Here is a 12,959-nt window from a genome sequence, read left to right on the forward strand (position 1 = left end):
TCAGACCCTGAGGGTCTGACCCTGGGGTTAGGGTCAAGGAGATACCATGCCGCGTCAACCGCGCCATTTCCCGGCAGGCAGTTGCATGCACATTGTGCAGCGTGGTGACAATCGCCGCACCTGCTTTCATTCGGAAAATGATCGGCGCCACTACGTAAGCTTGCTCGACAAGTACAGCAAGGCCAGCGGCTGCTTGATCCATGCTTACGTGCTGATGTCGAATCACGTGCACCTGCTTGTGACGGTGCAGGAACTTAACGCGCAGTCGTGGATGATGAAGGCCATCTCGCAATGCGCAGCGCACAGACTGCATTGCCTGCGCGGTGAATCCGGAACCATGTGGGATGGCCGTTATAAGGCCGCAAGGGTTGAGGCTGAGGATTATTTGCTGTTGTGCCAGCGGTATATTGAGCTAAATCCTGTACGAGCGGGCATGGTGCAGTATCCCGGGCATTATCGGTGGTCGAGTTATAACTGCAATGCTGAAGGGCGGCGTAACGACGTGATCACGCCGCATGAGGTTTATCTTCGATTGGGGCGGGAGGCGCGACAGCGGCAGATGGCTTATCAGGCGCTGTTTGATATCCCGTATTCCGAGTCCGATCTGGAGCGGATTCGCGGGGCAACGCATTTTCAGAGCGTCATTCGGAAACCCTAAGATCTGGGTCAGACCCTTGGGTCTGACCCTCGCTTATGCGCGCTCGCGAGAGACGCGGTTGACGCCGGCGACTTTGCGGACGTTGCGCAGCAGCGCCGCTAAATGCACGCGGTCTTTCACCTGAATAGTGAAGCGCAGCTGGTGGAGGATATGTTCGCGGTCTTCGTCCATGCCGACGAAGGTGATGTTGCCGTCGGATTCGCCGATCTCGGCCGCCACGCGCGCGAGAATGCCTTTCTCGTTGTTGATCAGCAGGCGGATGCGCGAGTCGAAGCGGCGGTTCAGTTCCGTGCCCCATTTCACTGCGATCCAGCGGTCCGGCTCTTTTTGCTTGAGGCGCTTGGCGACGGTGCAGTCGGCCGTGTGAACCTGGAGGCCCTGGTCGCGGCGCAGCTGGCCGACGATGTGGTCGCCCGGGATTGGCAGACAGCACGCCGCCAGTTGCACCGACACGCCTTCGCTGCCGTAAATCGTGACCGGGTCCAGGTCGGCGGCGCTGTTGTGGTCAATCGGCATGGAAGCCGACTCGCCGCCCATCAGGCCGAAGATATGGCGCGCCACCAGCGGCGCCATGCGCTTGCCGATGCCGATATCCGCATACAGTTCTTCGGCCGACTTGGCCGACGATTCGTTCAGCAGGCGCTCCATCAGCGGCCCTGGCAGGTCCGGATCGATATTGATTGCATTCAGTGCCTGCGTCAGCAGCTGCTGGCCGAGGCGGATCGACTCCGGCAGGTTAATCGTGCGCAGATGATGGCGAATCGCCGAACGCGCCTTACCGGTGCGGACAAATGACAGCCAGCTTGGCGACGGACGCGAATTCGGGTCCGTCTTGATCTCGACGATATCGCCATTGCGCAGTTCCGTGCGCAGTTGTCCCGGTTCGCTGTTGATGTTCACGGCCACCGTGTGGTCGCCGATGCCAGTGTGGATCGCATAGGCGAAATCGATGGCGGTCGCGCCGCGGGGCAGGGCGATGATCTTGGACTTCGGTGTGAACACGTAGACGGAGTCGGGGAACAAGTCCACCTTCACGTGTTCCAGGAACTCGGCCGAATCGCCGGTCTGCTGCTGGATATCGAGCAGGGACTGCAGCCAGGCGTGGGTGCGCTGCTGCATGTCCGACATATTGGCGTCGTTGTTCTTGTACAGCCAGTGCGCCGCCACACCCGATTCGGCAGTGCGGTGCATTTCCTGGGTGCGGATCTGGAACTCGACCGGCGTGCCGTACGGACCAATCAGCGTGGTGTGCAGCGACTGGTAGCCATTCAGTTTGCGGATCGCGATGTAATCCTTGAACTTGCCCGGCATGGGCTTGTACAGCGAGTGCAGGGTGCCCAGCGCCACATAGCAGTTCGAGAAGCTGTCGACCACCACCCGGAAGCCATACACGTCCAGCACCTGCGAGAAGGTCAGGTGCTTGGCGCGCATCTTCTTGTAGATGCCGTACAGCGTTTTTTCGCGGCCATAGACTTCGGCGTGGATGCCGGCCATGCCCAGCGTATTCTTCACCGCTTCCATGATCTTGCCCACCACCTCGCGCCGGTTGCCGCGCGCCGCTTTCACGGCTTTGGACAGCACGTGATAGCGCAACGGATACAGGTGGGCGAAGGCGAGATCCTGCAGCTCGCGGTAGATGTTGTTCAGGCCCAGGCGATGCGCGATGGGCACATACACTTCCATCGTTTCGGCCGCGATGCGGCGCTTCTTGGCCGGCGCCATCACGTCCAGCGTGCGCATATTGTGCAGGCGGTCGGCCAGCTTGATCAGAATCACGCGCACGTCCGAAGCCATGGCCAGCAGCATCTTGCGGAAGTTTTCCGCCTGCGCTTCGATCTGGCTCTGGAACTCGATTTTTTCCAGTTTCGACAGGCCGTCCACCAGATGGGCGACCGGCGCGCCGAAGCGCTCGATCAGCTCATCTTTTTTGACGTCCTGGTCTTCCATCACATCGTGCAGCAGGGCTGCCATGATGGCTTGTGCATCCAGCTTCCAGTCCGCGCAGATTTCCGCCACCGCGATCGGGTGCGAAATGTATGGCTCGCCCGACTTGCGGACCTGGCCCAGATGCATCTCGTCCGAGAAGCGATACGCTTCCTTGACCTTTTTCAGGTCCGCCTCGTTCATGTACTCGGCGAGTTTTTCTGTCAGATGGCTGATGGTGGCCACACCGGTGGCAACCGTGGGGGCGGCAAGCGGGGAAGAGGAAATCGGTGCTGTAGAAATGTCAACGCCCGGCGTTGGTTTAGCCGGGCGCTTTGCCCGGCGGGCGGGCTGTTCGGACACACTGGAATCGGTGCTGGTCAGGTTCATATCGGGTCAGTGATGGAATCCTACTGTAAGAACCTGGGACATCGTATTCGGGAACCAAGTTCCCAGATTACATAGGGACCTTTTTCAGCATTTCCAGACCCACTTTACCTGCGGCGATTTCGCGCAGGGCGACAACGGTTGGCTTGTCCTTGGCTTCGACCTTAGGGGTGTGGCCTTGCAGCAGCTGGCGGGCGCGGTAGGTCGCGGCCAGGGTCAGCTGGAAACGGTTAGGTACGTTCTTCAGGCAATCTTCAATAGTGATACGGGCCATTCTTTAACTCCTGGGTAGTCTGTATTTATGCTGCGTGGTCGGCGTGGATGCCCAGTTCGGACATCAACTTGGCATTGCGGGCGGCTTGTTGCGCAAAACGGCAACGGGCGGATCGGACGATCGCGCTCAGCTCCGACAAGGCGACCGGGAACTCTTCGTTGATAATAACATACTCGAACTCGGGCGCGTGGGCGATTTCCCCGCCTGCAGCCAGCAGGCGACGGTTGATCACGTGGACCTCGTCCTGGCCGCGTTTGTGCAGGCGTTCTTCCAGCGCCGCGAAGGAGGGCGGCAGGATGAAGATGCCGGCCGCTTGCGGGAACTGCTTCTTGACCTGGCGCGCGCCCTGCCAATCGATTTCCAGCAGGATGTCGGTGCCGGCCTTCATCTGCTCTTCCACGAAGATGCGCGAGGTGCCGTAGTAATTGCCGTGCACTTCGGCCCACTCCAGGAATTCACCCTCGTCGGCGCGCTTGCGGAAGTCTTCCGCCGTGGTGAAGAAGTATTCGCGGCCATGCTGCTCGCCCGGACGCGGCTGGCGCGTGGTGGTCGAAATGGACAGCTTGATGGCCGGTTCCTGTGCCAGCAGGGCATTGACCAGCGTCGATTTGCCGGCGCCGGACGGGGCCGCAACCATGAACAGGCTGCCGGAAAAATGTTGGCTCATTTGCAATTCTCGCGAAGCGGGGCGATCGCCCAAAGAGCTATTTTACCAAGGGCAACGGGCACAAACCAGCATTGCGGAACAAAGCTTGCTCCGGATATATTTCCGCGCATGAATACGAACTTCGATCCTCGCTACGTCGCGCTGGTGGAGCATTTAGCCAGCGTCCGTCACAACGCCAATATTACACAAGCCGAACTGGCCGACGCGTTCGATCAGGGGCCATCCTGGGTGGCCGACGCCGAATCGCTGCAGCGTCCGCTGGAAGTGGTGGAGCTGTTCGACTGGCTGTCTGCCCTCGGTTATTGCCACAAGACTTTCTTCACCGAGCTGGGCTGGTTCACGCCGGAGGACGACAGCCCGGCGCTGCCGATCCGCGGCGAGGCGATTCCGGACGCGCGCGGCGTGCGCGTGCCGATGGTGTGGCAGGGACGGATCAAGGAAGTGTTGTTGGAAGGCATCACTCGCGAAGGTTATTTGTGGCTGGAGACGGAAATTTCGGCCCTGTACGCTCAACTCAATCAGCCGCGCAGCAAGCTGAAGAACCGCGACGCCATCGCCCGTGCGCTGGAGCTGGCCATCAATAAATTCCCGCGCGTGAATGCCAGCGATGTGTTTCACCACGTAGTGCACCGCCTCTATCTGCGCGAATACACCCGCACCCAGGCCGATCGCAGCTGGCAGCGCGCGGGCAGCGAGGCGCTGGAGCAGTTCATCGAAACCCGCTACGGCCAGCGCCTGGCCAAACGGAATATCACCCTGCGCTGGCTAGCCAGGCCGGCCGACCGCGCGGCGGCGTTTGGCGCGCTGGACCTGCCGCCCAAGGCGGGCCGTCCGCCGCTGGCGCTGTACGGCACGGCCAACGGCGGCCAGCACCTGTTCGGCGCCATTTTCCTGCGGACCGAGGATGCGGCCGCCAGCCGGGCGCTGCGGGAGCAGGGCCTGTCCAGCTACCTGCTGACGCTGGACGCACGCTCGGCGCCGTTGCCGCTGGGCGATCTGGTCAACCGCGGCGAGCTGGGTACGGCGACGGAGCCAACCGACAGCCGTCTGGCTGCCGCAAGCGGCTTCACGGCGTCCTACTCCTACAACAGCCGCACCCATACAGGTGACGGCATCGCTGAAGCGACCTTCGACCCGAAATGGGACCCGTTCCCGCAGGATGTCGAAAAAGCCTGGGCCAAATTCCGCCAGGAACGCGAGCTTTAAACCCACAGCAAAACCTGGTGGCAGGCACGACGTGCCTGCCACCTGTCTCTGCCTCGGGTTTGAAAATTAGAAGACCTCCTCGGCGCGCTATCCTTGCTACTGGACCGACCGGTCTATAGAATTCATGGCATGGAGACGACAACCCCCACCACCCGCGAGCGTCTGATCACCGCCATGGTCACCACACTCCAGCATCGCGGCCTGCACGGCGCCGGCTTGAGCGAGATCCTGGCCGTGGCCAAGGCGCCGAAAGGCGTGCTCTACCATCACTTTCCCGGCGGCAAAGATGCGCTGGCTGTGGCCGCCATCGAAGCGACCATCAGCTACCTGTGCCACAAGCTGGAGACTTATGTGGCCCGCGAGCCGGACCTGATCGCCGCGCTGCAAGCCTGGATTCTGCGCGCCATGCGCGGCCTGGACGATTCCGAATTCGAGCTGGGTTGCCCGCTGGCCGCTGTAGCGCTGGAATCGACGGCCGCCGACGTCGAACTGCGCGCCGCCCTGGCCGACGGCTTCGCCACCCTGCGCGCCCGCATCGCCGACGTGCTGGTCGAAGCCGGCCACGCGCCGCCGCGCGCCGCCGCCATTGCCGCCCTGTGTATCGCCGCTTACGAAGGCGGCCTGCTGCAAGCGCGCGTCGCCAACGACACCGCGCCCATGGTGCAGGCCATGGACGCCCTGATGCCAATGCTGAAAGTGGAGAGGAAGCCATGAGCCAGATGCCACCGGGCGAACGCCCGCAGCGCTTCATCATTCCGGCCGCCGACGGCTATGCGCTGGCGGCCACCAGCTACCCCGCCATCGGCATCGAACGCGCGCGCCTGATCGTGGCCGGCGCCACGGGTGTGCCGCAAGGCTTCTACCGCCGCTTCGCCGAATTCGCCTCGGCGCGCGGCTACTCGGTGCTGACCTTCGACTATCGCGGCGTGGGCAAGTCGGCCCCGGCCAGCCTGCGTGGCTTCGAAGCCAGCTTCCTCGACTGGGCGCACCTTGATCTGAGCGCGGTGGTCGATTCCCTCGCTGACGGAAAAACGCCGCTGTTCATGGTCGGCCATTCCTACGGCGGCCACGCGCTTGGTCTGCTGCCCAACCACGATCGCATCGATGGCATGTACGTATTCGGCACCGGCGCGGGCTGGCACGGCTGGATGCCGCGGCTGGAGCGCGTGAAAGTGCTGGCGATGTGGCGCGTATTCGCTCCGCTCATCACGCGCTGGAAAGGCCGCCTGGCCTGGAGCATGCTGGGGATGGGCGAAGATCTGCCGATGGGCGTTTATCGCCAATGGAAACGCTGGTGCAGCTTCCCGCATTACTTCTTCGACGATCCCAAAGTGCCCGAGATCGCCGAGAACTTTGCGCGTGTGCGTACGCCCATCCTGGCGCTGAACGCCACCGACGATCCGTGGGCGCCGCCCCGTTCGCGCGATGCCTTCATGACGGGTTACCGCAACGCGCCATGGCATGGCATCGACATCGATCCCGTTGAGCGCGGACTTGGCAAGCTGGGTCATATGGGCTATTTCCGTCCGCATGCCGAGCCGCTGTGGCAAGGCGCATTGGATTGGTTTGAGGGCGTGGTATAGTCGGGCGCATGAACCGACTACTCCTCGCTACCTTCCTGTCGCTCGCCGCAGCCTCAGCATCGGCGCAGCAGTATTGCACCTTCTATCCATCCAGCGGTGGCGCCCTGGCGCGTCCCGCCGAACTGGCGCCCGAGCTGAAGGCCGACGCGGAAAGCGCCATCGGCGCGCTGACCGTAGCCCAGGTGACGGCGCCCGAAGCGCAGCGCATCGAGCAGGGCAGCGTGCTGCTGGAGATGAATGAATCCGGCATGTGGCAGCTGCGTCCCCGCAAGGACGATAGCGACGACAGCCTGGCCGCGACCAGCACGCTGAGCGCACGCCGCACGCAGTTGAAATCGGCGCAGAAGCCGATGCTGTTGAGCGCCGTGCGCATGATGCTGCGCCAAAGCTTGTCCAGCGGCCACCAGTTCAACGTGGTGGCGCAGGGACCCTGCTGGAATTAAGGGTTGAGGATGCCCAGCAAAGTCTGGGCAGCAGCGGGCGCACGCTCCTTGGCGCCGTTGATGAAGTAGATGAACACATCGCGCTCGCCTTCGCCCCATTTCTTTGCTTGCGTGGCCCACTTCTTCAGAGCGGGCTTGGTGTAGCCCGTTTCGATCTCGCTTTGCGCATCCATCAGCCGCGCGTACACGAAGTCGCCCGTGATCTCGGTAATGTTCGGGAATTTCGGCGAATCGGTGATGACGGTGGCGACCTTGTGGCGCCTGGCGAGCTTGTAGTATTCCTCGCACATGAAGGTTTCGTGGCGCGCATCCAGCACGTGCTGCAGCTTGTGCTTGCCCAGCTTTTTCGGCAGCAGCTTGAAGAAGGCTTCCAGATCGTCCGGATCGAACTTCTTGGTGTGCGCCAGCTGCCACAGGATGGGACCGAGCTTGTTATCCAGTTCGGATAAACCGCTGTTGATGAAGCGCTCAATCGATTCGCCCGCTTCGCCCAGCACCTTGCGGTTGGTGGCGAAGCGGTTGGCTTTCACGGAAAACTTGAAGTCGTCCGGCGTGGTTGCGGCCCAGTTGGCGAACGTCTCCGGCTTGAAGGTGCTGTAGAAAGTGCCGTTGACTTCGATGCTGGTGACCTGACGGCTGGCGTATTCAAGCTGGCGCTTCTTCGATACGTCGGCTGGATAGAAGGTTTCACGCCAGGGCTCAAAGTCCCAGCCGCCGATGCCCACACGAATGCCTGCCGTCATACGCTTTCTCCTTGTTAGTCCACCGCCTTCACCATTTCCTCGATCGCTTTTTTGGCATCGCCAAAGACCATCATTGTATTCGATTGGTAGAAAAGTTCATTGTCCAGTCCCGCGTAGCCGGACGCCATGGAACGCTTGTTGACGATGATGCTTTTGGCCTTGTAAGCCTCCAGAATCGGCATGCCCGCGATGGGCGATTTCGGATCTTTCGCTGCCGGATTGACCACGTCGTTCGCGCCCAGCACCAGCACCACATCGGTCTGGCCGAATTCGCCGTTGATGTCTTCCATTTCGAACACCTGATCGTAAGGCACTTCGGCTTCGGCCAGCAGCACATTCATGTGGCCGGGCATACGGCCCGCTACCGGATGAATTGCATAGCGCACGTTCACACCCTTGTGGGTCAGCTTTTCCACCAGCTCCTTCAGCGCATGCTGGGCGCGCGCCACGGCCAGGCCGTAGCCGGGAACGATGATCACGGATTCCGCGTTGGCCATGATGAAAGAGGCGTCGTCCGCCGAGCCGGATTTCACCGGCCTTGCCGGCGCCGCTGCGCCGCCTGTGCTGGTGGACGCTTCCCCGCCGAAGCCACCCAGGATCACGTTGAAGAAGGAGCGGTTCATTGCCTTGCACATGATGTAGGAGAGGATGGCGCCCGACGACCCTACCAGCGATCCCGCAATAATCAGCATGGCATTATTCAGCGAGAAGCCAATGCCCGCGGCCGCCCAGCCGGAGTAGGAGTTCAGCATCGACACCACCACCGGCATATCCGCACCGCCGATGGGGATGATGATGAGCACACCCAGCACAAAGGCGATGGCCGTCATGATGAGGAAGGGCGTCCATGCCGGTTCCAGGCCGCTGTCGAACACGAAGGCCAGGCCCAGCGCCACCATCACCAGCGCCAGCGCAAGGTTCAGAAAATGCTGGCCGGAGAACACTACCGGCGCACCCTGGAAAAGGCGGAACTTGTACTTGCCCGCCAATTTGCCGAAGGCGATCACGGAACCGGAGAAGGTAATCGCGCCAACAAATGTGCCGATAAACAGCTCGATTCGATTGCCCACCGGGAGGGGCTCGCCAGCTGCGGCGATGCCAAATGCGTGCGGCTCCGACACTGCCGCGATGGCGATGCACACGGCAGCCAAACCAATTAGCGAGTGCATGGCAGCTACCAGTTCCGGCATCTTGGTCATCTCGACGCGTTTCGCCAGTGTGGCGCCGATGCCGCCACCGGCCACTACGCCCAGCAGCACGAGCGACAATCCGTTGCCGCCGCTCGCGCCCTCGGCCAGCGCATCCGCCCGCAGTTTGAGAATCAGCGCCACGGTCGTCACCGCCGCGATGGCCATGCCGGACATGCCGAATGCGTTGCCGGTACGCGCGCTGGCAGGCGAAGAGAGTCCTTTGAGCGCCTGGATGAAGCACACCGAGGCGATCAGGTACAGCATCGTTACCAGATTGAGCGAAACCCAGTTCATCGCTTGGACTCCTTCTTCTTGAACATCTCCAGCATGCGCTGGGTAACGAGGAAGCCGCCGAATACATTGACGGCCGCCAGCGCAACGGCGATGGTGCCCATGACCTGCCCGGTCATGCCTTCGGTCAGGCCGGCCGCCAGCATGGCGCCGACAATAATGATGGCCGATACGGCATTGGTGACTGCCATCAGCGGCGTGTGCAGCGCGGGCGTGACGTTCCACACCACGTGGTAGCCGACATAAATGGCCAGCACGAAGATGATCAGATTGATGATGGTATGACTGACTTCCATTTCATGTCTCCTTATTTGCGCAGTACCGCACCGTCGGCGCACACCAGGGTGGCCTTCAGGATGTCGTCTTCGCGATCGATGGCCAGCTTGTCGTCCTTGTCGATGATCAGCTTGAGGAAGTCGAGCACATTGCGGGCGTACAGTGCCGACGCATCGGCCGCCACATGGCAGGCCAGGTCAGGCTCCCCGACAATGTGCACGCCGTGTTTGGTCACGGTTTTTCCCAGCTCGGATAGCGGGCAGTTACCGCCTTGCGCCACCGCCAGGTCCACGATCACGGAACCGGGCTTCATGGCCTTTACGGTTTCTTCGCCGATCAGCGTTGGCGCGGCGCGGCCCGGAATCAGAGCGGTGGTGATGACGATATCCGCCAGCTTTGCGCGTTCGTGCACGAGCTCCGCCTGCCGTTTCAACCACTCCGGCGGCATGGGACGCGCGTAGCCGCCGACGCCTTGCGCGATCTCTTTTTCCTCGTCGGTCAGGTAGGGCACGTCGATGAACTTGGCGCCCAACGATTCCACCTGTTCCTTCACCGGCGGCCGCACATCGGATGCTTCGATTACCGCGCCGAGGCGCTTAGCCGTCGCAATTGCCTGCAAGCCTGCCACGCCAACACCCATGATCAGCACGCGCGCGGCTTTGACCGTGCCTGCCGCCGTCATCAGCATCGGCATGAAGCGCTGGTAGGTGTTGGCGCCAACCATCACGGCTTTATAGCCCGCGATATTGGCTTGCGAGGACAGCACGTCCATCGACTGCGCACGGGTGATGCGCGGCACGGCTTCCAGCGCGAAGGCTTGCAATCCAGCGCTTGCCATGGCTGCGATATTCCCGGCGTCGAAAGGATTCAGCATGCCAATCAGCACGACGCCTGGTTTCATCAGCGTACGCTCATCCGCGTTGGGCGCGCGCACTTTGAGCACGATGTCGGCGCTAAACGCCTCGGCTGCGGAGCTTATCGTTGCGCCCGCAGCGGCATAAGCTTCATCGGTGACCGAGGCCTGGATGCCTGCGCCCGACTGCACGATCACCTGATGTTTCGCCGCGAGCTTCCTGACCGTTTCCGGCGTTGCGGCGACGCGAGTTTCCCCCGCCCGCGTCTCGGCGGGAATCCCGATTCTCATTTGCAGACTCCTGTCAGGCCGGCGTGAAGGCGGCCGCGTGCCGGGCGATGAATTCCTTTACGCTGGTGGCTTGTTGGCCAGTCAGCGTCATCACGTCCTCGCTCTGGCGATCGTAGCGGCCCGCGCGGTGCAGGTCGGCCATCACGGACAGGTGATTGACCAGGTGGATGGGCAGGCCCATTTCGATCAGCGCTTCGCGCCACGGCGCCAGCGGGATGTCCTGGTAGCTGATGTCGCGGCCCAGTGCCTCCCCGTACTCCCTTGCGTAGTCATGCATGTTCACGGAGCGCGGTCCGGTCAGGTGATAGGTCTTGCCGATATGGCCTTCCGGTGCAGACAGGATGGCCGCTACCGCGCGCGCCACATCGTCCGCCGCGATCGGCGAAGTCTTGCCGTCGCCGAAGGGCAGGCGGATCTGGTTGTCTTTCTTGACCGACGCCGCCGAGAAGCGCAGGAAGAAGCCTTCCAGGAAGACAGTCGGGCGTACCGTCACCACCGGCAGGCCCGACCACTCCAGGGCCTGTTCCGCCAGCCAGTGCAGCTTGTGCTGCGGGCTGTCGGTCGTCTCAGTGATGCTCATCTGCGACAGCGTCATCTGCGACATGTTCACGAACGTCTTGACGCCGCAATGTCTGGCCACGGCGGCCACGTTGACGGTGGCGGCCAGATAGGTGTCCGAAACGGACATGCCGAAGTAGATCGACTCGCAGCCCTTGATAATGCGGTGCATGTCTTCAAGGCTGAGCAGATTGCCGACGACGACTTCCGCACCCATATCGCGCAAGGCTTGCGACCGTTCATCTTCCTTGCGCACCATGGCGCGTACGCTGTGGCCGCGGTCGAGCAATAGCTGGGTCAGGGTACGGCCGATAGCGCCCACGCGGCCTGCCGCGCCGGTAACGAGGATAGGAGATTTGCTGGTCATGATGAGTCCTTTCAGGCCGCCAGTTTCAGGATGTCGATAACGTCGGCGGGCGAGCGTACCGGGCGGGGATTGGTATAGATGAAGAATTCTTCGCGCATGGTGGTTTCGCCGATCAGCTGGAACTGATCGGGACCGACACCAACTTCGGACAGGCTGGTAGGCAGGCCAAGCGAGATGCAGAACTCGCGGAAGGCTTCCGATGCACTCAACTCAGGCCTACCCAGTGCTGCCGCCAGCTCCTTCTGGGCTTCTTCAGCATTTGGGCGGTTGTAATCGAGGATGGCGGGCATCATCACTGGCGTGCACAGGAAATGCGGCACATGGCAGGTGCCACCCAGCACGTGGCCGATGGCGTGGCTGGCGCCCATCGGCACACGCGATTGCAGGCCGAAAGAGCACAGCCAGGACGCTGTCTGGCACTGGCGCGCGGCTTCCACATCATCGCGGTCGGCGCGTGCGCGCGGCAGCCATTTCGCCATCAGCGCCAGGCCACGCAGGACCACGGAGTCGGTGAGCGGCGTGCCGCGCGGAGAGCATAGGGCTTCGATCGCGTGGTCCATGGCGCGCGTACCGGAACCCAGCAGCAGATCATCCGGTGCGTGGCGCAGCAGGGCAGGGTCCAGGATGATCGTGATCGGCATCATCATGCGGTGGAAGAAGGTCTGCTTCAGGTTACGGCGTGGATCGGTGACCAGGCAACCTGCATTGTATTCACCGCCGGACAGCGTGCTGGGAATGGCAATCATGCGCACGGTTGGGCCGCGGAAGTTTTTCAGACTCACACGTCCGGCGCTGTCGAACTTCACTTCGAAGCCATCCAGGCCGTCCGGATCGACGATGCCATGCTCCATGCACAAGGTTGCAATCTTTGCAGCGTCAACTACCGAGCCGCCGCCGACCGCAACCAGCAAGTCGGCTTTTGCTTCCAGCGCGGCGCGCGCGATCGCCACCGAGCTTTCGCGGGTGGTGTGCTGCGGCACTCCGTCATAAACGCCGGCGCAGCGCTCACCCAGTGCTTCGCGCAGCTTCACTATCTCATCAGTGCGTGTATTCAGGCTGCGGCTGACGATGAGGAAGACGCGCTGGCTGCCGAGGCGCTCGGCTTCAGCGGCCAGCGACTGCGCGGCGGGCCTGCCGAAATCCACGCGTTCCATGGCGGGGAAGAGGTGCGTGCCTTTTTCATGCATGGTGATATCTCCTGTCGATTTTATTTCCGAATTCGAGCTTGCGTGATGCAGTATGTGCGAGT

General features: G+C 62.1%; 14 protein-coding genes. 5 read left to right on the forward strand and 9 right to left on the reverse strand.

The window, feature by feature from the left end; all coding sequences use genetic code 11:
- The first annotated feature begins 46 nt into the window (after nucleotides 1-46).
- On the forward strand, nucleotides 47-658 hold the full coding sequence (locus AB4Z19_RS09525; protein ID WP_442026398.1) for a transposase: 612 nt from the start codon (nucleotides 47-49) through the stop codon (nucleotides 656-658).
- Between the two features lie 33 nt (nucleotides 659-691).
- Here AB4Z19_RS09525 and AB4Z19_RS09530 read toward each other — a convergent pair whose 3' ends face one another.
- The 3 genes from AB4Z19_RS09530 to gmk form a co-directional block, all read right to left on the reverse strand.
- Nucleotides 692-2,971, reverse strand: coding sequence for a RelA/SpoT family protein (locus AB4Z19_RS09530; protein WP_442026399.1), 2,280 nt, complete (start codon nucleotides 2,969-2,971; stop codon nucleotides 692-694).
- Between the two features lie 67 nt (nucleotides 2,972-3,038).
- Nucleotides 3,039-3,242: a DNA-directed RNA polymerase subunit omega gene (rpoZ, locus tag AB4Z19_RS09535; protein WP_005665923.1), complete on the reverse strand. Its 204-nt coding sequence runs from the start codon at nucleotides 3,240-3,242 to the stop codon at nucleotides 3,039-3,041.
- A gap of 25 nt (nucleotides 3,243-3,267) precedes the next feature.
- Entirely contained in the window at nucleotides 3,268-3,909 is a 642-nt protein-coding gene (gene gmk / locus AB4Z19_RS09540; protein WP_442035109.1) for a guanylate kinase, read from the reverse strand.
- Nucleotides 3,910-4,017: 108 nt separating this feature from the next.
- Here gmk and AB4Z19_RS09545 point away from each other — a divergent pair, with 108 nt between their 5' ends.
- The 4 genes from AB4Z19_RS09545 to AB4Z19_RS09560 all read left to right on the forward strand — a co-directional run bounded on the left by AB4Z19_RS09545 (nucleotide 4,018) and on the right by AB4Z19_RS09560 (nucleotide 7,141).
- Complete coding sequence (locus AB4Z19_RS09545; protein WP_442035110.1) at nucleotides 4,018-5,115, forward strand: hypothetical protein; 1,098 nt, start codon at nucleotides 4,018-4,020, stop codon at nucleotides 5,113-5,115.
- Nucleotides 5,116-5,244: 129 nt separating this feature from the next.
- The gene (locus AB4Z19_RS09550) at nucleotides 5,245-5,829 is read left to right on the forward strand and encodes a TetR/AcrR family transcriptional regulator (RefSeq protein ID WP_442035112.1); all 585 of its coding nucleotides are present in this window, start codon (nucleotides 5,245-5,247) and stop codon (nucleotides 5,827-5,829) included.
- Nucleotides 5,826-6,698 (forward strand): alpha/beta hydrolase family protein, encoded by an 873-nt coding sequence (locus AB4Z19_RS09555; protein ID WP_442035114.1) that lies wholly within the window; start codon nucleotides 5,826-5,828, stop codon nucleotides 6,696-6,698. The genes AB4Z19_RS09550 and AB4Z19_RS09555 overlap by 4 nt, the downstream gene beginning before the upstream one ends.
- Before the next feature lie 8 nt (nucleotides 6,699-6,706).
- The gene (locus AB4Z19_RS09560; RefSeq protein ID WP_442029022.1) at nucleotides 6,707-7,141 is read left to right on the forward strand and encodes a hypothetical protein; all 435 of its coding nucleotides are present in this window, start codon (nucleotides 6,707-6,709) and stop codon (nucleotides 7,139-7,141) included.
- On the opposite strand, the gene AB4Z19_RS09565 is transcribed toward AB4Z19_RS09560, so the two are convergent.
- From AB4Z19_RS09565 to AB4Z19_RS09590, 6 genes are read right to left on the reverse strand one after another with little or no spacing between them, the layout of a single operon-like run.
- The gene (locus AB4Z19_RS09565) at nucleotides 7,138-7,884 is read right to left on the reverse strand and encodes a DUF72 domain-containing protein (RefSeq protein ID WP_442035116.1); all 747 of its coding nucleotides are present in this window, start codon (nucleotides 7,882-7,884) and stop codon (nucleotides 7,138-7,140) included. The genes AB4Z19_RS09560 and AB4Z19_RS09565 overlap by 4 nt on opposite strands.
- Nucleotides 7,885-7,898: 14 nt before the next feature.
- Nucleotides 7,899-9,368, reverse strand: a complete 1,470-nt coding sequence (locus AB4Z19_RS09570) for an NAD(P)(+) transhydrogenase (Re/Si-specific) subunit beta (protein ID WP_442035118.1) — start codon at nucleotides 9,366-9,368, stop codon at nucleotides 7,899-7,901.
- Nucleotides 9,365-9,661 carry an NAD(P) transhydrogenase subunit alpha gene (locus tag AB4Z19_RS09575; protein ID WP_442035120.1) on the reverse strand — a complete coding sequence of 99 codons (297 nt, stop codon included), beginning with the start codon at nucleotides 9,659-9,661 and terminating at the stop codon, nucleotides 9,365-9,367. The genes AB4Z19_RS09570 and AB4Z19_RS09575 overlap by 4 nt, the downstream gene beginning before the upstream one ends.
- A gap of 11 nt (nucleotides 9,662-9,672) precedes the next feature.
- A complete protein-coding gene (locus tag AB4Z19_RS09580) occupies nucleotides 9,673-10,785 on the reverse strand; it encodes a Re/Si-specific NAD(P)(+) transhydrogenase subunit alpha (protein ID WP_442035122.1) in 1,113 nt (370 codons plus the stop codon).
- A gap of 13 nt (nucleotides 10,786-10,798) precedes the next feature.
- Nucleotides 10,799-11,710, reverse strand: coding sequence for an NmrA family NAD(P)-binding protein (locus AB4Z19_RS09585; protein WP_442035124.1), 912 nt, complete (start codon nucleotides 11,708-11,710; stop codon nucleotides 10,799-10,801).
- Nucleotides 11,711-11,721: 11 nt separating this feature from the next.
- Nucleotides 11,722-12,897 carry an iron-containing alcohol dehydrogenase gene (locus AB4Z19_RS09590; protein ID WP_442035126.1) on the reverse strand — a complete coding sequence of 392 codons (1,176 nt, stop codon included), beginning with the start codon at nucleotides 12,895-12,897 and terminating at the stop codon, nucleotides 11,722-11,724.
- Nucleotides 12,898-12,959 lie beyond the last annotated feature (62 nt).

This window comes from Pseudoduganella sp. RAF19, from assembly GCF_052114165.1.
GTDB lineage: Bacteria > Pseudomonadota > Gammaproteobacteria > Burkholderiales > Burkholderiaceae_D > Rugamonas.